Raw genomic sequence first — 20,382 nt, 5'->3', positions numbered from 1 at the left:
GATTCTCACTCGCCGAGTGCGGTGAGGACCGTCGTGGTCATGGACCACCTCCACCGCATCGAGTACCACCGGCGTCTGTCCGACGGTGCCCTGGTGCTCGAGCACACCGAAGAGGTCGTCGACCACGGTTGGTACATAAAGAAAGGCGATGACTGGCGCCGCCGGTACACGCTGGGGTGCGCGCACGACTTCATGTCCCGGGCCGGAACGAAACCAGGGCTGTACGCGATATCGGTGTGGCGGGGCCAGGAGCGGGTTTGCACCGTCGGAATCGAGTGGCGTCCCCTTAAAGGATGAAGAACTTCCCTCGCCTGAGTTACGCAGCTTGATGTAGAGGGTCCGGACACGACACGTTCGCGCCTATGAACCTCAGGAAGACCGTCACGGGGGCCGCTGTTGCCCTCGGCAGCGCTACCGTCATGCTCGGCCTGGGTGGGATCGCACACGCGGACACCGGGTCCGCCGCCGTTCACACCGCGCCCGACCTGGGTGGCCAGCTGGGCGACATCGCCACCGCCGGTGACCTCGCGTCCGTGAACACCGCCGACGCCGCGGGCAAGATCCAGGCCATCAACGCGCAGGACGTGGACGTCAACGCGCTCGTCGAGAACGTCGACGCCGGCGCCACGGGCCTCCCGGCCTCCACGCTGCTCGGCCTGAACGAGCCGAACGGTGTGCCGACCGGCGCTGCGTCCGTCGACATCTGATCTGACAGACCTTCCTGGCCGGGGCGGCGCCCGATTCCCTCCCCCTCGAATCGGGCGCCGTTCCACTTATGAGGAGCGGAACGCGTTGGGCATCAAGAAGATCGTCGCTTCCGCCGGCATCGCCGCGGGTGCCATCGCCGCCATGGCCGGTACCGCGAGCGCCGCGCCGCAGGTGCCCGACGCCGTTGGCAAGATCAGCGAGCTCGGTGACAGCGCCGGTGTCAGCACGCTGCACAACTTCGGCGGCAACGTCGAGATGATCCACGACGGCCGCCACGTCATCGGCGGTTAGCGACCCGCCGCGTAGCCCTGCGCGCCTCGTGGGTTCGCCCCGGCGCGCAGGAGTCCGTCTGCGGCATCCCTTGCCACGGCGGACATCCGGCCCAGCGTCCACTCGCCGGCGTCCACCACCTGGTGGCCGCGCGATCGCAACTCTTCCAGGACGTCCGCGCCGACGCGGGACTCGATGACGAGTTCGCCCGGCGTCCAGGCCCGCGGGTAGAACGAACTCGGGAACGCGTTCGAGTGCCACATCGGCGAGTCGATCGCCTCCTGCAGGTTCAGGCCCGCCTGGTGCGCCAGCCAGAAGCCGAGTTGCCACTGGTCCTGCTGGTCGCCGCCGGGAGTGCCGAACGCCAGCGCGGGACGGCCGTCGCGCAACGCCATCGACGGCGACAGGGTGATCCGCGGGCGCTTGCCGGGGGCCAGCGAGTTCGGCAGATCCTTGTCCAGCCAGAACATCTGGGCGCGGCTGCCCAGGCAGAAGCCGAGTGACGGGATCGTCGGCGACGACTGCAGCCAGCCGCCGGACGGGGTCGCGGAGACCATGTTGCCCCAGCGGTCCACGACGTCCACGTGCACGGTGTCGCCACGCGTCACGCCGGAGCGTTCCACGGTCGGTTCGCCGATCGCGCCCGTCGGGTCGGTGACCAGAGCGGACGGGCCGCTGGTGATGTGCTTGGGGAGCAAGGGTTCGCGGCCGTCAGGCGAGCCGGGCCTCAACTCCAGCGAAGCCTCGGACGAGATCAACGCACGGCGTTCGGAGGCGTAGGCGCGCGACAGCAGGGTCTCCAGCGGCACGTCCGGCACGTCGCCGTACCAGGCCTCGCGGTCGGCGAACGCCAGCTTCGCGGCCTCGACGGCGAGGTGCACGGTCTCCGCGGTGGGCTTGCCGTCCACATAGGACAGGTCGTAGCCCTCCAGCAGCCGGAGCTGTTGCGCCAGCACGGGTCCCTGCGTCCACGCGCCGGGCTTGACCAGCGACCACTCACCGAAGTCCGCGACGAGCGCGTCCTCGTACGAGGCCTCCCACGACGCCATGTCGGCGCCGGTCAGCACACCCGCGTGATCGCGACCCGAGTCGTCGCGGAACGACGAACGACAGAACTCGTCGATCTGCGCGGCGACGAACCCCTGCGACCACGCTCGGCGCGCGGCCTCGATCTGCGCCTCGCGGTCGGCGCCCGCAGCCTCGGCGGCGGCCAGCAGCCACTCCCACGTGTCGGCGAGCTTCGGGTTGCGGAACCGGCCGCCAGGCTTCGGCAGGACGCCGTCGGGCATCCACTGCGCGGCGGACGTCGGCCAGTGGTCGCGGAAGAGGTCCGAGACCATTCCGATCGTGTGGGCCGCACGCTCGACCAGCGGGAAGCCGTCACGGGCGTACCCGATCGCCCGGTCCAGCACCTCACGCAGCGTCTTGGTGCCGTGGTCACGCAGCAGAGTGAGCCATCCGTCCCACGCACCCGGCACGGTCGCGGCCAGCAACCCGCTGCCGGGGATCAGCGACAGCCCCAGATCGGTGTAGTGCTCGATCGACGCTCCGGCGGGCGCCACGCCCTGTCCGCAGAGCACCTGAGGGGCCGCACCGGCCGCGGAGAAGATGATCGGGACCTCGCCGCCGGGGCCGTTGAGGTGCGGTTCCACCACCTGCAGCACGAATCCGGCGGTGACGGCGGCGTCGAAGGCGTTGCCACCGTCCTCCAGCACCGCCATGGCCGACGCGGAGGCCAGCCAGTGGGTCGAAGCGACCATTCCGAAGGTGCCGACGAGTTCGGGGCGCGTGGTGAACACATCCATAAAGGTACGCGAGGCTAACTATATTGTCTGACTCCAAGTGACGCATGCCCCAGGCCCGAACGGAGCAGACCCCGAGACCGGTACGACTTTGGTCGTAGCGGACCGTGACAGATCTCCTACCAGAGGTCTACCGGCCCGGGCGATGTTTCGAACACCGTCGAACGGCACAGTTTCAGACATGGGAATTCTGGTTGTCGCGACGATCTTCATCGGCCTCGCGCTCGTGGCAGCGGTGCCGTTGGTGGCCCTGCTCCACTGGACCGACCGTTGAGTTCGAGGTAACGAGCGTTAACCTCCTCGCGAGCAGTTCGCTTCGAGGAGGATGAAGGCATGGAGATCTCGGGTACCGCGGCCATCGTCACCGGTGGCGCGTCCGGCCTCGGCGGCGCCACGGCACGGGCGCTCGCGGCGCGTGGAGCGCAGGTGTTCGCTCTCGACCTGCCCAGCGCCATCGCGAACGCCGACGCGATCGAGAACGTCACCTACCTGGCCGCCGACGTGACCTCGGGCGAAGAGGTCCAGGCCGCCGTCGACACCGCTGCCGGCTCCGGCGCCCCGCTGCGCATCACGGTGAACTGCGCGGGCATCGGCCCGTCGTCCCGCACCGTCGGCAAGACCGGCCCGCACGACCTCGACCTCTACCGCAAGATCATCGAGGTCAACCTGATCGGCTCGTTCAACGTCCTGCGCCTGGCCGCCGCGGCCATGGGCAAGACCGAGGAGCTCGAGCACGGCGCGCGCGGCGTCATCATCAACACCGCGTCGATCGCCGCGTTCGACGGCCAGATCGGCCAGGTCGCCTACGCCTCGTCCAAGGGTGGCGTCGTCGGCATGACCCTCCCCGCCGCCCGCGACCTGAGCAACGTGGGCATCCGCGTGCTCACGATCGCGCCCGGCATCGTCGACACCCCGATGCTCGCCACGGTCTCGGACGAGTTCCGCGCGGGCCTCGCCGCCGGCGTCCCGTTCCCGAAGCGCCTGGCCCAGCCGTCGGAGTACGCGCAGCTCGCGCTCTCGATCATCGAGCACGACTACCTGAACGGAGAGGTCATCCGCATGGACGGCGCTCTCCGCATGGCACCCCGCTAGAGATCTCCGGCAAAAGGCAGCTTGGACATCGCGTCCGAGGTCATCCACTCGCGCAGGCGGTGGGTGGCCCGGACGTCGTCCTCGTTGTACTCCAGCAGCCGTTGCCGCTGAGCCACGTCGAGCTCGTCGCCGTTCATCCCGACCGCCGACCGGTACCAGCGCATGGAGTTCTCACCACCGGCCTCGGGATCGCGCCACGAGAACCCGGCGGCCGGCGCGATGACCTTCAGGCCCTTGCCGTGCGCGCACAGGAACTGCTCGCGGACGATGCCGAACAGGTCGACCCACGAGTCCGAGTTGATGAACTCCTTGATCTGCGCGGTCGTCGGGATGCCCGGCTTGCCCGCGAACCGTTCCGCCGACGCCAGCAGCCAGCGGTTCTCCGCGAGCTCGTTGTAGCAGTAGGCGCGGAACGACAGCCCGCGTGCCTTGGCCCGCAACCGGATCCCGGTCAGCCAGGTCCAGAACTCGGCGAACGAGCGCGCTTCGTCGTCGCACGGCAGCGCGTCCCACGTGACGAACGCGCGGTAGCCGTGCTCCTCGTCGATGTCCTTTCCGGACAGCAGGCAGCCCCACATGTACGCGCCCAGATCGCCGAAGCTCTCCATGTCGACGTCGACCTCGACGTCCGCACGCGGCACGTTCATCTCGGGCACGCGGCGCACCAGCGTCAGGTCGCGCAGCCACGCCCGCGCCAGCACCACGGCGTCGCCGAACGGCATGCCGACGAGCTGGATCGGACCGGTCTCCCGGGGGTCCAGCTCGGCCAGATTGTCCACAGTGGACAGGCCGATCTTGCGCAACGCCACCGCGTCCTCGCCGCGCACGACGAGGCTGACGTCCCTGCCCTGCTTGAGATCGCTGTCGCACTTCGGCCACCACGGGCAGGTCTTGCAGTCGACGATCCGCGACGGCCGCGCGAGCGGTTCCTTGTCGTTCGCCGCCGCCAGCGCCACGGCCAGGCGGTCGCTGAACCTCGCGTCGTACTCCGCCAGCGCGTTGCGGCCGCCCGGCCAGGTCGGCGCCTCCAGGTCGTGCCACAGCACCACGTCGGCGTCCATGCCGATCACGCCGCCGGTGGCCCGTCCGTTGCGCGCGTAGCCCGCGGCCTGCAGCTGCCGTTGGGCGTGGGCCAGCCGCAGCTGGTCACGGGGCTGCGGCCGGACCTTGCGGTGCGGGTCCGTGCGGCTGCCGTCGGGCAACGGGATGCTCAGCGGGCTCGTCTTCGCGCCCTGACCGGGGTCGGTGATCTTGTGCCGGACCACCAGCACCGGCACGTACCCGCTGGAGTCCTTGACCAGCAGGTCGATTCCGCCGCGTCGGCCACCGCGTGGATCACGGGGCAGCGCGGCGCCCCAGATGTACGGCGTGCCCATCTCCATCGCGGCGAGCGTCACGCGTTCCCGGTCCGCGCTGCGCACGTCCGGTCCACTCGGCACCTCGAAGAGGTTCGAGCCGACGATTCTGCCGAGCGCGTCCGCCACCGCGCGACGGTGGTTCGCCGCGTCCGCTTTTCTTTGCTCCGACGCCGGATCCGGCGCCGCTTTGGGAGCGTCGCGCATTTCCGGATCGTTTTCGAGGTGCACCCGCCGCCGACAACGAGTGACCACGCCGGCGTCTAGCTGCACCTGGGAAGTCACAGGATGCAGGGTATGTCGCGCGTCGGGGAGATGTGCGAGCAACCTGGGCAGTAAGTTTCACGTGACGGAGGAGGTGTACCCGAATGGCGCGCAAAGCGAAGACCGGCTTCACGCCCAGCAGGGCCAAGAGCCTGGTCGGTGTCGCGAAGGTGGTGGCGCCCGCGCTCATTCCGGTGCTGGCTCCCGTGATCGCCCGCGGAGCTGGGGTTTTGAGCGAGCAGTACGACCGGTACCGGGCTCGCCGGCTCGGCATCGACGTCGCGGACATCGGCAGGTACTCCGGATACGGCGCCCGCCTGCACGCGCGAATTGTCGGCTTCTCGGAGTCGTTGGAGACATTGCGGACGACAGATTCCGATTGGGTTTCGAAGACCGAGACGCGACTCTCCCAGCTGCTCGCCGCTGTTCGCGCTTCTGAACGCATGCCGACGGCCCGGCGCAAAGCCGCGCACCGGGCCGTCGGGACTGATCTGGACGTGCTGGAGCAGGAGTTGCTCAGGCGCCTGAACGTGCGCTGACGTCCGGCGTCCTGCCGGTCACCTCTGCCACCGCCTTGATCGCCGCCTCCTCGACCACCTGACCGGGGTCGAGGTGCGCGGTGACCTCCTCCATCACCTCGGCGACGCGTTCCTCGCGCCTGATCATCGGGTCGGACCGCAGGTCCTTGGCCAGCGAGACGCACAGTCCGATCATCACGACCATGAACGGCAGCGCCGCGATGATCGTCAGGTTCTGCAGGCCCGTCAGCGCGTCCGAGCCGCCCACGAGCAGCATCACGGCGGCGACGGCACCGGTCACCACGCCCCAGAAGATCACCACCGGCTTGGTCGGCCGGATGGTGCCCTCCTGCGAGAGCGTTCCCATCACGATCGACGCGGCGTCCGCACCGGACACGAAGAAGATCGCCACCAGGATCATCACGACGACACCGGCGACGGCGGCGAGCGGGAACTGGTCCAGCAGCGAGAAGAGCTGTGACTCGGGCGTCGACTGACCGGCGAGGTCCACACCGTTGCGCTGCTCGAAGATCGCCGTGCCACCCAGGATCGCGAACCACACCAGCGACACCGCGGACGGCACCAGGATCACACCGGCGACGAACTGCTTGATCGTGCGGCCACGGGAGATCCGCGCGATGAACATGCCGACGAACGGCGTCCACGAGATCCACCACGCCCAGTAGAAGATCGTCCAGCCGGACAGCCAGGTCTCGGTCGCGTCGCCACCGGAGGCGGCGGTGCGGCCGGCCATCGTCGCGAGCTCGCGGAAGTAGTCGCCGAGCGCCGTGGGCAGCAGGTTCAGGATGAAGATCGTCGGCCCGACCACGAACAGGAACAGCGCCAGCGTCACGGCCAGCACCATGTTGATGTTCGACAGCCACTGGATGCCCTTGGCGACACCCGAGACGGCGGACGCGACGAAGGCCACGGTCAGGATCGCGATGATCGCGACCAGCACGCCCTTGCCGACGTCACCCGCCCACCCGGCCGCCTCCAGCCCGCTCCCGATCTGCAGGGCGCCGAGACCGAGGGAGGCGGCCGAGCCGAACAGGGTCGCGAAGATCGCCATGACGTCGATCGCACGACCCCAGCCGCTGGCCGCCCGCTTGCCGAGCAGCGGTGCGAACGCGGAGCTGATCAACGAGGACCTGCCCCGGCGGAAGCTGCTGTACGCGATGGCGATGCCGACGATGGCGTAGATCGCCCACGGGTGGAGCGTCCAGTGGAACAACGTCGTGGCCATGGCGGTCTCGAGCGGGTCGCCGTCGCTGCCGGGTGGTGGCTTCACGAAGTGGGTCAGCGGCTCGTTGACGCCGTAGAACATCAGCCCGATGCCCATGCCGGCGCTGAACATCATCGCGACCCACGACACGGTCTTGAACTCGGGTTTCTCGTCGTCCTGCCCGAGCGGGATCTTCCCGTACCGGCTGAACGCGAGCCACAGCGCGAAGACCACGAAGCCGGTGGCGGAGAGCACGAAGGCCCATCCCAGATGCTGGATGATCCATCCCAGCGCCGCCTTCGAGGCGGAGGCCAAACTCTCGGTACCGACGATTCCCCAGGTCACAAACGCAAGCGTGAGACCTGCGGCAACGCCGAACACAACCCGGTCGGTACGGCCCGGCTTGTCGCATTGAACGGTCATGCGGCCCGGACTACCCGCTCGTAGACCTGGTCAAACTCCTCCGATTACCCTCAAGCCTCGTGAGCACACGGACGAGTGAGTTGCGCACCCTTCGCGGTGCCGCGCTCGCGCTGACGTCTGCCGCGCTCACGATCACCGCCCACGGGCTGGGCGGCGGCGAGATCGGAGAGTTCCTCCACGCGGTGCCGTTGGTGGTGCTGATCGCGTTCGCGGCAGCGTCACTCGCGGACAAGCGCACGGGGAAGTTCTCCGTCATCGTCGGGCTCGGCACGGCCCAGCTCGCGCAGCACCTGCTGCTGACCTGGGTCAACCACGAGCACAACAACACGCTGACCTGGCAGATGTTCGCGGCGCACCTCGTCGCCGCGACGCTGACCGGCATCCTGCTGTTCCACGCCGAGAACGCCCTGTTCAGGCTGATCGCCGCCGTCACCCGCCTGATCCCCCGCAGGCTCACGCCGCTGCCGGTCACGACTCCGGTGCGGACGTTCACCAGCACGCCGTACGTCCGGAACGCACACCAACTGGACCTGACGCGTGCGAATCGGCGGCGCGGCCCGCCCTGTGACTCCTGATCATCCGTATCCCCTTGCAAGCCCCCTTTGGCATCAGGAGCCACAACTTCATGTCGACAAATCGATTTGGCGTGCGCACGCTCGCCGTTCTCGCCGTTGCCGGAATCGCCGTCCTCGGCACCCCGACCATCGCGTCGGCCCACGTCAGCGCCCAGCCCGCTGAGTTCACCCAGGGTGGCCGCGCCACCTTCGCGTTCCGCGTCCCGAACGAGCGCGACAACGCCGGCACCACCAAGATCGAGGTGACGCTGCCGCAGGACACGCCGCTCACGTCGGTGCGCACCAAGCCGCTGGCCGGGTGGAAGGCCGAAGCCGTCAAGGGCAAGCTCGACAAGCCCGTGACGATCGCCGGCAAGGAGGTCACCGAGGCGTTCAAGACGATCACCTGGACCGCCGAGCCCGGCGTGAAGATCAACGTCAACGAGTACCAGGAGTTCTTCGTCGCCATCGGCACCCTGCCCGAGGGCAAGGACACGCTGGAACTCCCGACCAAGCAGACGTACGAGAACGGCGAGGTCGTGGACTGGGCCCAGTCCGCCGGTGCGGACGGCAAGGAGCCGGAGCACCCCGCGCCCGCGTTGAAGCTCGCCCCGAAGAAGGCCGGCGACGACGGCCACGGTGGCCACGGCACGACCCCGGCCGCGAACAGCACGGACACGCACGAGGCGTCCGCTGCCGGTTCCGACAAGACCGCCCGCTACCTCGGTGGCGCCGGTCTGGCCGTCGGTGCGCTCGGCCTGGGCTTCGGTGTCGGCGCGATCCTGCGTTCGAGGCGCAAGGCATGAAGCGTGCGCTAATCGCGTTCCTGTTCGCCGGTGCGGCCGTGCTCGCCACGGCCGCCCCCGCGGCGGCGCACAACGCACTGATCGGCAGCGACCCGAAGGACAAGACCTCGCTGGAGGTCGGCCCCTCGTCGGTCACGCTGACGTTCGACCAGGACGTCCAGGGTGGTCAGGGCATCAACGCCATCTCGGTCACCGACTCGAGCGGCGGGCACTACGAGGTGGCGGGCGACCCGACGATCAAGGACACCGCGGTGTCCCAGAAGGTCGACGCCCTGGGCAAGGCCGGCGAGTACAAGATCGGCTACCGCATCCTGTCCGCGGACGGGCACCCCGTGTCCGGCGAGCTGACGTTCACGCTCACCAAGGACGGCACCGGTTCGCCCCGCCAGGTCGAGACGAACAACCTGGCGGACCAGCAGCAGTCCGACGGCCTGCCCATCTGGGTGTGGATCGTCGGCGCCGTCGTGCTGCTCGGCGGTGGCGTGTTCTTCGCCCTGCGAGGCGGAGGCTCGAAGGCATGAACGACGTCCGGACCGTCGCTCCCACCCACTACCGCGTGCTCGCCGGACTGGTGTTCGGCGCACTCGGAGGCATCGCGCTCGGCCTCGTGCTGGCACCACCCGTCGTGGTCGCCGGGGTCGTCGACGCGGGGGCGGCGGTCCGGTACGGCCTTCCGGTCACCAGGGTCCTGCTCGACGTCTCGGCGACGATCGTCGTCGGGCTGTCGATCCTGCCGAAACTGCTCGGCTTCGACCGGCCCACGCACACCGAACCCGTCATGCGCATCGCCCGGCCGGCCGCGGTCGTCGCCGCCGCGGTCTGGGTGGTCACCGCGCTGACGGCCATCGCGCTGCAGGCTGCCGAACTGCGGCCGGGCAGCAACGTCAGCATCGGCAACGCCGTCGACTACATCGGGTCGGTCGGCGCCGGCAAGGGCCTGTTGTTCAGCGCGGCCTGTGCGTTCGTCTACCTGATCATCGGCGTGATGGCCGTGCGCAACGGCGAGTCCGTACCCGCTGAGCTGCGGATTCTCGTCTCGATGTTCGGTCTGCTGCCGATCCCGGTGACCGGGCACGCCTCCAACTGGAAGTACCACGACTACTCGATGGTCTCCATGGAGCTGCACGTGCTGGGCGCCGCGGCCTGGACGGGCGGGCTCGGCGCGTTGATGGCACTGGTCGCCTACCGCAAGGGGCTGCTGGCGATCGCGCTGCCGAAGTTCTCCAGGGTCGCGACCGTCAGCCTCGTCGTCGTCGCGGTCACGGGCCTTTTCAACGGACTGCTGGAGCTGGTCCTCAACCCCGTCGTGCCGTTCCCGCAGTCGCTGTTCACGACCGGGTACGGCCTGCTGTTCCTGGGCAAGACCGTCTGCGCAGGGCTGATCGCGGTGCTCGGCGCGCACATCCGGTGGCGGCTGCTGCCGAAGATCTCCCAGCACAAGGTCACCGCCATCGTCGGGTGGGCGATCCTCGAGGTGACCATCATGGGCATCGCATTCGGACTGGCCGTCGTCCTGAGCCGCGCTCCGGTCAGCTGAACCCCGTCGCGACCCTGACCAGGTCGGCGACGGCACGTGACCTGCTGTGCGGTGGCCACGCGATCACCGTCGTCACCTTCTGCGCATCGACCACCGGCACCGCGACCAGGCCTTCGAGCAGGCCGGTGCGGACGACCTCCGGCATGACCGCGACGGCACGACCGAGCGAGATCAGCTGGAACAGCTGCGTCAGGTCGTGGACCTCCACGCCGGGGCCGGGAAGGTAGCTGCCGTCGGGCTCCGGCCAGCGCACGAGCTCCGGCAGGTCGACGACGTCGGCCATCCTCAGCCGGTCCGCACCGGCCAGCGGGTGCGAGGCCGACAGGATCGCGAACTGGCTCTCGACGCGCAGAGCCTCGACGTCGAGACCCGCGGTCGAGTCGAACGGTTCGTGCAGGAGCGCCACGTCGGCCCGGCCGTCGAGCAGTGGCTGCCCGGTGTGGGCCTTGCACAACAGCAGGTCGACGGCGACCGCACCGGGTTCGGCGGCGTAGGCGTCGAGCAGCTTGGCCAGCAGTTCGCTGGAACCACCGGCCTTGGCGGCCAGCACCAGCGACGGCCGGTCGACGGTGCGGGTGCGCCTCTCCGCCGCAGCCACCGCGCCGAGGATCGCCCTCCCCTCGGCCAGCAGCACCGCGCCGGCCTCGGTGAGCGAGACCCGGCGACTGGTGCGGGTCAGCAACGCGACGCCGAGCCGGTGTTCGAGCTGGGCGATCGTCCGCGACAACGGCGGCTGGGCGATGCCGAGACGGTCGGCGGCCCTGCCGAAGTGCAGTTCCTCGGCGACCGCGACGAAGTACCGAAGCTCTCGGGTCTCCACCCGTCCACGCTATCGATACCGGCCGGGTATCGCTGCCACACCGAACTGATGTTGGTCTTGAAAGCGCGCCGGACCACGATCGAAGACATGAGCGAACAGACGATTGCGCTGGTCACCGGCGCGAACAAGGGCATCGGCTACGAGATCGCGGCGGGCCTCGGGATGACCGTCGGGGTCGGCGCGAGAGACGCCCGGCGCGGAGAGGAGGCGGTGGCGAAGCTGCGGGCGGACGGCGTCGACGCGTTCGCAGTGCCGCTGGACGTGACCGACGACGAGAGCGTCCAGGCGGCGGTGGCGCTGTTCGAGGAACGGTTCGGCCGCCTCGACGTGCTGGTCAACAACGCGGCGATCGCCGGAGCGTGGCCCGCGGTGCCGTCCGCCGCCACACCGGAAAGTCTGCGGGAGGTGCTGGAGACCAACGTGATCGGCGTCGTCCGGGTCACCAACGCGATGCTGCCCCTGCTGGCCCGGTCCGCACGGCCGCGGATCGTCAACCAGTCGAGCCACCTGGCGTCGCTGACACTGCAGACGACACCGGAAGTGGAGTTCGGCGAGGTCAACGGCACCTACACGCCGTCGAAGACGTTCCTGAACGCGCTGACCGTCCAGTACGCGAAGGAGTTCCCGAACATCAAGGTCAACGCCGCCTGCCCCGGTTACGTGGCGACGGACCTCAACGGGTTCCAGGGAACGAGCACTCCCGCGGACGGCGCGAAGGCCGCGATCAGGCTGGCCACGCTGGCCGACGACGGTCCTACCGGCGGTCTGTTCGACGACGCCGGGACCGTGCCCTGGTGAGGGGCGAATGTTCAACGTGAAACATCCACGACTTCGGTCGGACTCGGTGAGTGGTCTGATCAACGCGACGAGCTGCCCACGATCGGACTAGTCGGTGATCAGTCGAGCCGAAGATTCTTCACGCATCCGCGCCAGCCGGTTCATCGTCCGCTGACCGCGACGGTCCAGCTCACGGCTGTCGATCCAGCCGCTGGCGTAGTAGCGGTAGTCCTGAGCCAACGCCACGAGCTCGGCCAGGTAGTCGGCGGACCGGCGCCGCCGCTCCTCGTCGAAGCCCGCGAGCAGCGGTAGCTGGGTGTCCACCACCTCGTCGAGCAACTGCGCGGACCGCAGCGCTCTCTTGGAACGCCACCTCCGAGTAAGGCTCACGCGCCGCACCTCGTCCTTCGCCCCGACCTGCCGCACCTTAGGCGTGGATTTCTCGCCCGTCGATGCTGCATTCGTGTGCGAAGGTCCTGGCGTTACCGGTTCGTGTCCCACACCATCCAAAAGTGGTGCTATAGGACCCAAACGAGATTGGCTCAGGCGGCCGACTCGGTGCCGGTGAACCGCGCGACGCGGTCGGCGAGCTCGCGGGCCTCGGGGTTGTTGCGACGCTTGTCGGCCTCTTGGCGGAGCGGCTCCATGCGCTGCTTCGTGCGCACCGACTTGAGGCTTTCCGACAGGTCGACGGCCTGGCGACCGATCTTGGCGCCGTGGTCGATGTCGCCCTCGAGCAGGTGGTTGATCGCCATCGAGGTCAGGTTGAACGAGCGGCTGCGGGCGTACTCGTCACCGAAGTTGTTGATCGCCTTGGACAGCGCGGGGATCGCGGTCCTCGTGTACTTGGCGTCCACCGTCTGGGCCAGCTCCGTGTGCACCGTGCCGATCATGGACGAGAGGTCGATCTCGTTGAAGAACTTGGCCCAGGCGGGGGCTTCGGTGACGTTCGCGCGGGAGAATTCGTCACGCGCACGGCCGAGCAGCTTGAGCGCCTGCTCGTCGGAGCCCATCTTCGCGTAGGCCCAGGCCTCGTTCGCGCACAGGATGCCCACGGCCAGTTCGGAACCGGAGTTCTGCGCGGCCAGCTGACCCAGCTGGAACACCTTCAGCGCGTCGTCCGGGGCGTTCTGGTGCAAGTACACGCGGCCCATGCGGTACAGGATGTTCGCCATCAGCGCCTCGTTCTCGCCCTGCTTGGCGAGGTCGAGCGCCTGACCGAAGTGGTTGCGGGCCGAGTCCATCAGACCCGTGTCGAACGACGTCCAGCCGGCGAGGTTGTGCAGGTCGGCCAGGGCCACGAAGAGCCGCTGGCGGACGATGTCCGTGGAACTCGCACCGAGCATCTGCTGTCCCCAGGACAGCTGCGCGACCACGGCGTCGCGGCAGGAACCGCCGCCGTACTGGTAGTCCAGGGCACGCAGAGCCCGCGTCGCCGCTTCGACCTGGCGCACATCGGTCATGCCGATGCGTCCCGGAGCCGGAGTCTGTGTGGGGTGTGAAACCCACGACCCGGAGTCCGCTCCGAACACGGCCGCGCCCACTGTCACGGCGGCGGCGTGCGCGAGGAACTTCCGACGCTTCACCGACTCGTCCTCCTCAGGATGGGGTGAGTCCGCTGATGCGGCCACCCGTACTGCCGTTGTCTCGTCGTAGGCGAGACCCATGTATCCACGTGGGACACCCAAGCCAATGGCGATCCTGGTCAGCACGTCGTAGGCCATGACCTGACGTCCCTTGAGGATCTCCGAGACTTCGGACTGCGACTGCCCAGTGAGCGCCGCGATCTGGCGCTGGGAAACACCGTGCCTTCGGAGCAGCCGGTAGACCGAGCTGATCTCTCGTCGGGCAAGTGCGTCCCGCATCTCCTGGTGGTCCCACACGTCGGTGGGGATAGGAGAGCCCTGGGAACTCATGGTGTTCATCGCGCACCCTCACAGTCCGTTGGGCGTCATCGGCAGACTAGGGGCAGGTCCCCGAGCCCGAGAAGTCCTCTTCGGCGGAGCTGATCGGCCCTACCGATAACCGCTTACCGCTCACCGTAAGACTTCCACCGGTGGGCGCTGTGACGTCCCGTTCCGGGATGAATCATCGCAATCTGGATTCCGGTAAGCGAGTGAGCACGGAGAGGAACGACCTAATAGTGGACAGCTCCTCCTCAGGCTCCACCTCCATTGTGGAGACGGGTGACACCGAATCCACATGGCGCGGCATGACCGGGCAACGTCGGACGTGGCAGATCAGCTGCGGCGACGTGGTCGAGCGGGACCGCCAGCTCACCGTGAAGGTCGTTCAGGGCCAAGTGGTCCTGGTAGGCCCTCCCGGGGAGACGGCAGTCTTGTCCCACGACCAGCTCGTACAGCTCAGGGCTGCGCTACGCGAAGCCGCCGACCAGGCGGAAAGGTGACGGTGACGTTCAATGGACGCGATCCTCGGACAGGTTCTTCGCAACGCTGTGTGGGAACGCCTCGACCTGCTCACTGAGCTGGCGAGCCGCGCGGACGCCCCGTCCCTCCTGTCGGTGGCTCGATCCGAGCTCCCTCGGCTGACCGAGGGATGGCGTGCACTTCTGGCAGCGCACGAGCCGGACGAGAAGGGCAACTGCCCTGAATGTTCCGGCCGTTGGCGCCAGCAGAAGTCACCTTGCTCGGTGTGGCGCGCCGCGTACGAACACCTGGTTGCGGGCGGACTCGCCCCGCGCCCGGCTCGCCATCTGCGCGAGGCCCCGGTGACTCCTCCTGTCACCCGGTCCCGCCGCGCGGTGGCTCGAGCCCACTAACGGGCGTTTGCGACTGACCTGGCGTCCCCCCGACACGACCAGGTCTGCAAACCGCCTACTGACCGGTGGCTCGCGATGTGCGAACCCCCGACCGCGACATCGCGAGCCCCGGTCAGCTTTACAACTCCACAGATTCCCGCGGGCCGGTGACGTGCACCCACCCTCCCCGACCGTCGTCGGTCCGCGGTCACCAACCACGGCCCTTGTCTGCACCTCCCGCGCAGGCAAGGGCCGTTTTCATGCTCTTTTCAGCGGTGTGTGCCGGTCTTCCAGGCCAGGTACGAGGTCAGGCCAGGGAAGAGCCGGCCGGAGATCTCGAACGCCTTGAGCTGCCACGGGAACAGGTGCTCGGCGCGTTCCTTCTCGACGGCGTCGACGATCGCCTTCGCGCACTGCGCCGGCGTGACCGTCGGGATCATCAGCCGGGCGATCCCGGGGATCCGTTCCTCGGCGCCGGGGTTGTTGGTGAAGTACTCGCTGCTCACCTTGCCGGGAATGACTTCGGAGACACCGACGCCGGTTCCGCGCAGGTCCGAGCGCAGTGACGCGGTCAACCCCCGCAGCGCCCACCGCGACGACTGGTACCCGACACAGCCGGGGATCGGGAGCCGGGACACCGGCGAGTTCACGTTGACGATCCAGCCGGACCCGCGCTGTCGCATGGCGCCCAGGTACTCCCTGGTCAGCAACAACGCCGCCAGGTACGGCACCGCGGTCATCGTGACCAGCTCTTCCGGCTCGGTCTCGTCGAGGAACAGCCAGCGCCCGACACCCGCGTTGTTGACCAGCACGTCCGGGGCCGGCACCTCCTCGGCGAGCGCGCGGATCTGCGCGGCGTCCGCGAGATCGGCCTGGTGAGCGGTCGCCGAGCCACCGAACTCGGTGATCCGCTTGACCTGTTGATCGAGCAGTTCGGCGCTGCGGGCCACAAGGTGGACGTGTGCGCCGTGGGCCGCGAACCTGAACGCCGCCTCCGCGCCGATCCCCTGGGACGCCCCCGTGACCAGAACCTTCTTGCCCTCGACCTGCATCAGACCACCGATCGCACTCGACTCATCAACACCGCCGCCAGCACGGTAGCCAGCGCCGAAGCAGCGAACAGACCGCGGTACCCGCCCAGGTTCGCGAGGATCACGGTGGTCAGCAGAGGGGCGATGACCTGCGGCAACGCGTTGGCCACGTTGATCACGCCCAGATCCTTGGCCCGGTCGGCCGCGGCCGGCAGCACCTGGGTGAGCAGCGCGATCGCGACGGCCAGGTAGGTGCCGAAGCCGACACCGAGCAACGGGGAGGCGACCAGCGCGACCGGCCACGTCGGTGACACCACCAACAACAACGCCGCCAGCGCCATGACCGCCGACGCTCCGTACACGTACGGCTTCCGACGGCCAGAACGATCACTCCGTGCGCCGAACAGCACTGCTCCTGCGGTGAGCGCCACCCCGTACAGGACCATCAACTGCAGCAGGCCCTGGTCGGGATTCGGGTGGCGCACCTCGTCGCTCAGGAAGAAGTACAGGTAGAGCGTGCCGAACGCGTTGCCGACGTTGAGCATGAAGTGCCCGAGCCACGCCCACGCGAAGTCGGGGTGCTCACGGGGTGAGATCCAGAACGTCGGCCGCACCGGCTTGACGACCAGCTGCGTGTCCGGCGTCCTGAACACGAAGAACAGCGCTCCGGCCACCACGATCCCCGCGCAGGCCAGGTAGCCGGCCTCCAGATCGGTGACCAGCTCCGTGACGACGACAGCGCCCAGCACGGTGCCGAGCATCTGGCTGATGCCGAACTGCCCACCGACCTTGGCCCGCTGCACGACGGGCACCCGGTCCGGGACCGCGGCGGTCAGCGCGGCGAGCATGCTGCTGACCCCCGCCTGCACCAGGCACCAGCCGATCGTCATGACCAGGACCGAGTGCGCACTGGCGAGAACGGCGAGGCCGGCGGCCGCGATGATCGACCCGATCAACGTCCACGGGTGCCGGCGGCCGAAGCGTGAGGTCGTGCGGTCGGACAGGAAGCCGATGAGCGGCACGCCCACCATCGCCACGAACGCGCCGACACCGGTGACGACGCCGAACACGAACGTCTTGTTCGCCTTGTCCAGCAGTTCGGCCTGCCGCGGCAACAGGATCTGGATCGGCGCGTAGACCGCGAGCCACAGACCGAGGTTCGCGACGAACAGCAAGACCATCCAGCTTCTGCGAACCGGGACGACCGGTTCGGCGAGCGCCTCACTCACCACTGATCACCTTTCTGTACCAGTGGAACGAGTCGCGCGGCGTGCGGACCTGCGTCTCGAAGTCGACCTGGACGAGGCCGAACCGCTGCGAATATCCGGACTCCCACTCGAAGTTGTCGAGCAGCGACCACACGAAGTACCCGGAGACGTCGGCCGCCTGAGCTGCCTTGAGGTGTCCGTCGAGGTAGGCGATCCGCTCGGCGTCCTGCAGTCCGTCGGGGAAGCTGCACCCGCTCTCAGTGACGTGGACCGGCGGCAGGCCGGGATGCCGCTCGCGCAACGTCGTGATCATCTCGGTGAGCCCCGCCGGCACGATCGGCCAGCCGAAACCGGTGCGCTCGTACTCGTCGATCTCCGCGAGCTCGAACGGCAGCGGGTTGCCGTCGGACGGTGCCCTGAGCCGCGTCGGGTTGTAGTAGTTCACGCCGTAGAAGTCGAGCGGCTGGTGGATCGTGGCCAGGTCACCATCGGCGATGGGCAGGAGATCGGCGACTGCGTCGGGATATCGGCCCGACAGCATGGGGTCCGCGTAGATCCAGTTGTGGATTTCGCTGTACGCCTCGGCGGCTGCTACGTCGTTCGGCCCAACCGGCCACGCGGGGGTGTGGTTGTTGGCCGTTCCAACCGCTTGCGCGTTGTGGGAACGGAGCACTTCGACCGCACGGCCGTGGGCGAGGTTCAGGTGGTGGGCGGTCGGCAACGCGTCGAAGAGCAGCGTCTTGCCGGGAGCGTGCTCACCGATCGCATAGCCCTGCAACGTCACCATCGCCGGTTCGTTGATCGGGATCCACAGCTTCACGCGGTCGGCGAGCCGGTCCGCGACCAGTGCCGTGTAGTCGGCGAACCGGTCGGCGATGTCCCGATTCAGCCAGCCGCCCTCGGCTTCCAGCTCCAAGGGGGTGTCCCAGTGGTACAACGTCGCCACGGGGGCGATACCGACGTCGACGAGCGCGTCGACCAGGCGGTCGTAGAAGTCGAGGCCCTCGGCGTTGACAGGTCCCTTGCCGGACGGCTGGATGCGCGGCCACGCGATCGAGAACCGATACGCGTTCACGCCGAGCTGCGTCATGAGCGCAACGTCCTCACGCCACCGGTTGTAGTGGTCGCACGCAACGGAAGCGTTCTGGTTCTCGTGTACCGGAGTGAACTCGTCCCACACGGAGGGACCCCGGCCGCCTGCCTCGAACGCGCCCTCGATCTGGAACGCGGACGTCGACACTCCCCAGAGGAAGTCGCTCATCGATCCTCCAAATGTGAAACTTGTTCGGATCGTAGGCGTGTTGACAGGTTCAGGGAAGTGAAAGAGCCGTACAACAGGCAAGATGTGAAGTACCCGAACTACTGGGAGTCGCCGTGACGAGCACCACCCCGCTTCGCCGTCAGCCTGTCCAGCAGCGCAGCGCCAAGAGAGTCGAGCGCATGCTCGAGGCCTGCGCCACCCTGATCGACGAGGTGGGCTACGACGGCGTCACCACGACGTTGATCGCGGAGAGAGCGGGTGTGGCGGTCGGTTCGCTCTACCAGTTCTTCCCCGACAAGAGAGCCGTCGTGCAGGCTTTGACGCTGCGCAACGTCGACAAGTTCTCCCAGGGCATCACCGAACGGCTCGAGCAGGCGACACTCGAGCACTGGTGGGACGCCGTGGACACGGTGTTCGACGTCTACGTGACGATGCACCGCGAGATCCCCGCGTTCGGGAAGCTGCACTTCGGTGACGTCGTCGACATGCGGCTGCTCGACGACCGCCGCGACAACAACGACGTCATCTCCGACAAGATCTCGGAGCTGATCTCGGGCAAGTTCGGCATCCCGATGGACGAGGTCCTGCTGCCGATCGCGATCGCCGTCGAGGCCGCGGACGCCGTGATGAAGATGGCGTTCCGCAAGAACCCGACGGGCGACCAGTCGATCCTGATCGAAGCAAGGGCGCTGGTCAGGGGCTACCTGTCGTCGCGACTGCCCGTCTAGCCGAAGTTGCGGCGCTCGCCGCGGTACGTGGGCACGGTGCGCTCGATCTGATCACCGTGCACCAGGTGCACCTCGTCGAACCGCTCGAACAACTCGCCGGCCTTGGCGTGCCGCATCCAGACCCGGTCGCCGATCTTCAGCTGCTCCGCCGCCTTGCCGGTGACCGGCGTCTGCACCTCGCCCGCGCCCTCGAGCCCGAGCGTCTTCAGCCCGGTCGGCAGGTACGGCGACGGCTGACGGTCGGGCGTGGGCGTCCCGGACGCGATGTAACCACCGGCGAACAAGGTCGCGACCCGCTTGGTCGGCTTGCGCACCACCGACAACGCGAACAGCGCGGCCGGCTCCGGCGCGAACGCCTGGTAGGCGTCGAACAGGGTCGGCCCGAAGAGCCCGGACCCCGCCGCGAGCTCGGTGACGGACGGGTCGGACCCGGTCAGCTCCAGGCTCCCGGTACCACCACCGTTGACGAACTCCAGGTCGGCGACCTGCCGAACGGCACTGACGACCGCCGTCCGCCGCTGGATGAGCTCGGGCCCGGACTTGGACTGGATGAACCGGATCCCGAGCGCGCGCAACGGCTGCCCGGGCGGGTTGTCCCCCAGCCCCGCGATCTGCCCTTCGTAAGCCATGACCCCGACGAGCGCGAACCCGGTGCGCCGCACGATCTTCGCCGCCAGAGCCTTCGCCTGCGCCGGCGTGTGGATCGACGACCGACGCGGACCGATGTGGACACCGGGCAACGGCCGCCACGACACGTCGAGCTCCAGGCAGACCCGGATGTCGGCGTGCGGACCGATCGCCGCGTCCACGAAGTCGAGGTGTTCAACGGAGTCGACCATGATCGTGACCCGCTGCCGCGCCGTCTCATTGGCCGCGAGCTTCTGCAACGAGGCCCGATCGGCAGTCGGGTACGCGACCAGCAGGTCCTCGCTGACGTTCTGCTCGGACAACCACAACGCCTCAGCCAGCGAGTAGCACATGATCCCGGCGTAACCGGGCCGTTCGAGGGCCCGGCTCACCAGTTCCCGCACCCGGACCGACTTGCTCGCGACCCGGATCGGATGCCCGGCAGCGCGACGGGCGAGGTCCGCCGCGTTGTGGTCGAAGGCATCCAGGTCGACGATCGCGAACGGAGGATCCAGGTCCTTCGTCGCGGCATCGAGTCGATTTCGGCGCATGCCCCTGACGGTACGTCCTGAACCCTTGAAACGTGAAGAGCTTTCACTTACGTTACTGGCAGGTCAC

The 20,382-nt window shown here is 68.3% G+C and carries 22 protein-coding genes; 12 read left to right on the top strand and 10 right to left on the bottom strand.

Annotated elements, in window-relative coordinates:
* Positions 1-39: 39 nt before the first annotated feature.
* The 3 genes from PV646_RS11000 (at position 40) to PV646_RS10990 (ending at position 999) form a co-directional block, all read left to right on the top strand.
* Entirely contained in the window at positions 40-297 is a 258-nt protein-coding gene (locus PV646_RS11000; protein ID WP_500341312.1) for a hypothetical protein, read from the top strand.
* 65 nt (positions 298-362) lie between these two features.
* Positions 363-707, top strand: coding sequence for a hypothetical protein (locus tag PV646_RS10995; protein ID WP_500341311.1), 345 nt, complete (start codon positions 363-365; stop codon positions 705-707).
* A gap of 85 nt (positions 708-792) precedes the next feature.
* Complete coding sequence (locus tag PV646_RS10990; protein WP_500341310.1) at positions 793-999, top strand: hypothetical protein; 207 nt, start codon at positions 793-795, stop codon at positions 997-999.
* Here PV646_RS10990 and PV646_RS10985 read toward each other — a convergent pair.
* Positions 996-2,777: a gamma-glutamyltransferase family protein gene (locus tag PV646_RS10985; RefSeq protein ID WP_500341309.1), complete on the bottom strand. Its 1,782-nt coding sequence runs from the start codon at positions 2,775-2,777 to the stop codon at positions 996-998. The genes PV646_RS10990 and PV646_RS10985 overlap by 4 nt on opposite strands.
* Positions 2,778-3,113: 336 nt before the next feature.
* On the opposite strand from PV646_RS10985, the gene PV646_RS10980 reads away from it, so the two are divergent.
* Positions 3,114-3,872, top strand: coding sequence for an SDR family NAD(P)-dependent oxidoreductase (locus PV646_RS10980; RefSeq protein ID WP_093594970.1), 759 nt, complete (start codon positions 3,114-3,116; stop codon positions 3,870-3,872).
* Here PV646_RS10980 and PV646_RS10975 read toward each other — a convergent pair.
* A complete protein-coding gene (locus PV646_RS10975) occupies positions 3,869-5,482 on the bottom strand; it encodes a TM0106 family RecB-like putative nuclease (RefSeq protein ID WP_500342360.1) in 1,614 nt (537 codons plus the stop codon). The genes PV646_RS10980 and PV646_RS10975 overlap by 4 nt on opposite strands.
* Before the next feature lie 113 nt (positions 5,483-5,595).
* On the opposite strand from PV646_RS10975, the gene PV646_RS10970 reads away from it, so the two are divergent.
* Positions 5,596-6,030 carry a DUF6474 family protein gene (locus tag PV646_RS10970; RefSeq protein ID WP_500341308.1) on the top strand — a complete coding sequence of 145 codons (435 nt, stop codon included), beginning with the start codon at positions 5,596-5,598 and terminating at the stop codon, positions 6,028-6,030.
* Here PV646_RS10970 and PV646_RS10965 read toward each other — a convergent pair.
* Entirely contained in the window at positions 6,008-7,657 is a 1,650-nt protein-coding gene (locus PV646_RS10965; protein ID WP_500341307.1) for a BCCT family transporter, read from the bottom strand. The genes PV646_RS10970 and PV646_RS10965 overlap by 23 nt on opposite strands.
* 59 nt (positions 7,658-7,716) lie before the next feature.
* On the opposite strand from PV646_RS10965, the gene PV646_RS10960 reads away from it, so the two are divergent.
* The 4 genes from PV646_RS10960 to PV646_RS10945 all read left to right on the top strand — a co-directional run bounded on the left by PV646_RS10960 (position 7,717) and on the right by PV646_RS10945 (position 10,554).
* Entirely contained in the window at positions 7,717-8,232 is a 516-nt protein-coding gene (locus PV646_RS10960; protein WP_500341306.1) for a hypothetical protein, read from the top strand.
* A 71-nt stretch (positions 8,233-8,303) separates the two neighbouring features.
* The gene (locus tag PV646_RS10955; protein ID WP_500341305.1) at positions 8,304-9,017 is read left to right on the top strand and encodes a YcnI family copper-binding membrane protein; all 714 of its coding nucleotides are present in this window, start codon (positions 8,304-8,306) and stop codon (positions 9,015-9,017) included.
* On the top strand, positions 9,014-9,538 hold the full coding sequence (locus tag PV646_RS10950; RefSeq protein ID WP_500341304.1) for a copper resistance CopC family protein: 525 nt from the start codon (positions 9,014-9,016) through the stop codon (positions 9,536-9,538). Before PV646_RS10955 ends, PV646_RS10950 begins: the two co-directional genes overlap by 4 nt.
* A complete protein-coding gene (locus PV646_RS10945; RefSeq protein ID WP_500341303.1) occupies positions 9,535-10,554 on the top strand; it encodes a CopD family protein in 1,020 nt (339 codons plus the stop codon). Before PV646_RS10950 ends, PV646_RS10945 begins: the two co-directional genes overlap by 4 nt.
* Here the strand turns inward: PV646_RS10945 and PV646_RS10940 are convergent.
* Complete coding sequence (locus tag PV646_RS10940) at positions 10,547-11,374, bottom strand: LysR family transcriptional regulator (protein WP_500341302.1); 828 nt, start codon at positions 11,372-11,374, stop codon at positions 10,547-10,549. The genes PV646_RS10945 and PV646_RS10940 overlap by 8 nt on opposite strands.
* An 87-nt stretch (positions 11,375-11,461) precedes the next feature.
* Here PV646_RS10940 and PV646_RS10935 point away from each other — a divergent pair, with 87 nt between their 5' ends.
* Positions 11,462-12,172, top strand: a complete 711-nt coding sequence (locus tag PV646_RS10935) for an SDR family oxidoreductase (protein WP_500341301.1) — start codon at positions 11,462-11,464, stop codon at positions 12,170-12,172.
* 87 nt (positions 12,173-12,259) lie between these two features.
* Here the strand turns inward: PV646_RS10935 and PV646_RS10930 are convergent, their stop codons facing one another.
* A complete protein-coding gene (locus PV646_RS10930; protein ID WP_500341300.1) occupies positions 12,260-12,541 on the bottom strand; it encodes a hypothetical protein in 282 nt (93 codons plus the stop codon).
* Positions 12,542-12,693: 152 nt separating this feature from the next.
* The gene (locus tag PV646_RS10925) at positions 12,694-14,076 is read right to left on the bottom strand and encodes an NsdA family TPR-like regulatory protein (RefSeq protein WP_500341299.1); all 1,383 of its coding nucleotides are present in this window, start codon (positions 14,074-14,076) and stop codon (positions 12,694-12,696) included.
* Positions 14,077-14,267: 191 nt separating this feature from the next.
* Between PV646_RS10925 and PV646_RS10920 the strand changes: the two genes are divergently transcribed.
* Entirely contained in the window at positions 14,268-14,558 is a 291-nt protein-coding gene (locus PV646_RS10920; RefSeq protein ID WP_189156606.1) for a hypothetical protein, read from the top strand.
* Positions 14,559-15,178: 620 nt separating this feature from the next.
* Here PV646_RS10920 and PV646_RS10915 read toward each other — a convergent pair.
* The 3 genes from PV646_RS10915 to PV646_RS10905 are packed head-to-tail and all read right to left on the bottom strand — an operon-like array spanning position 15,179 to position 18,409.
* Positions 15,179-15,961 (bottom strand): SDR family NAD(P)-dependent oxidoreductase, encoded by a 783-nt coding sequence (locus PV646_RS10915; protein ID WP_500341298.1) that lies wholly within the window; start codon positions 15,959-15,961, stop codon positions 15,179-15,181.
* Positions 15,961-17,169 (bottom strand): MFS transporter, encoded by a 1,209-nt coding sequence (locus PV646_RS10910; RefSeq protein WP_500341297.1) that lies wholly within the window; start codon positions 17,167-17,169, stop codon positions 15,961-15,963. Before PV646_RS10910 ends, PV646_RS10915 begins: the two co-directional genes overlap by 1 nt.
* The gene (locus tag PV646_RS10905) at positions 17,162-18,409 is read right to left on the bottom strand and encodes a GH1 family beta-glucosidase (protein ID WP_500341296.1); all 1,248 of its coding nucleotides are present in this window, start codon (positions 18,407-18,409) and stop codon (positions 17,162-17,164) included. The genes PV646_RS10910 and PV646_RS10905 overlap by 8 nt, the downstream gene beginning before the upstream one ends.
* Before the next feature lie 113 nt (positions 18,410-18,522).
* Here PV646_RS10905 and PV646_RS10900 point away from each other — a divergent pair, with 113 nt between their 5' ends.
* Positions 18,523-19,137, top strand: coding sequence for a TetR/AcrR family transcriptional regulator (locus PV646_RS10900; protein ID WP_500341295.1), 615 nt, complete (start codon positions 18,523-18,525; stop codon positions 19,135-19,137).
* Here the strand turns inward: PV646_RS10900 and PV646_RS10895 are convergent.
* Positions 19,134-20,315 carry an amino acid deaminase/aldolase gene (locus PV646_RS10895; protein ID WP_500341294.1) on the bottom strand — a complete coding sequence of 394 codons (1,182 nt, stop codon included), beginning with the start codon at positions 20,313-20,315 and terminating at the stop codon, positions 19,134-19,136. The two genes, PV646_RS10900 and PV646_RS10895, sit on opposite strands and share 4 nt — an antisense overlap.
* Between the last annotated feature and the right edge of the window lie 67 nt (positions 20,316-20,382).

Origin of the sequence: Streptomyces sp. ID05-26A, from assembly GCF_033794685.1 — a bacterium.
GTDB lineage: Bacteria > Actinomycetota > Actinomycetes > Mycobacteriales > Pseudonocardiaceae > Lentzea.
The sequence above is the reverse complement of the archived record's forward strand: the minus strand, read 5'-3'. Positions and strand labels throughout refer to the sequence as shown.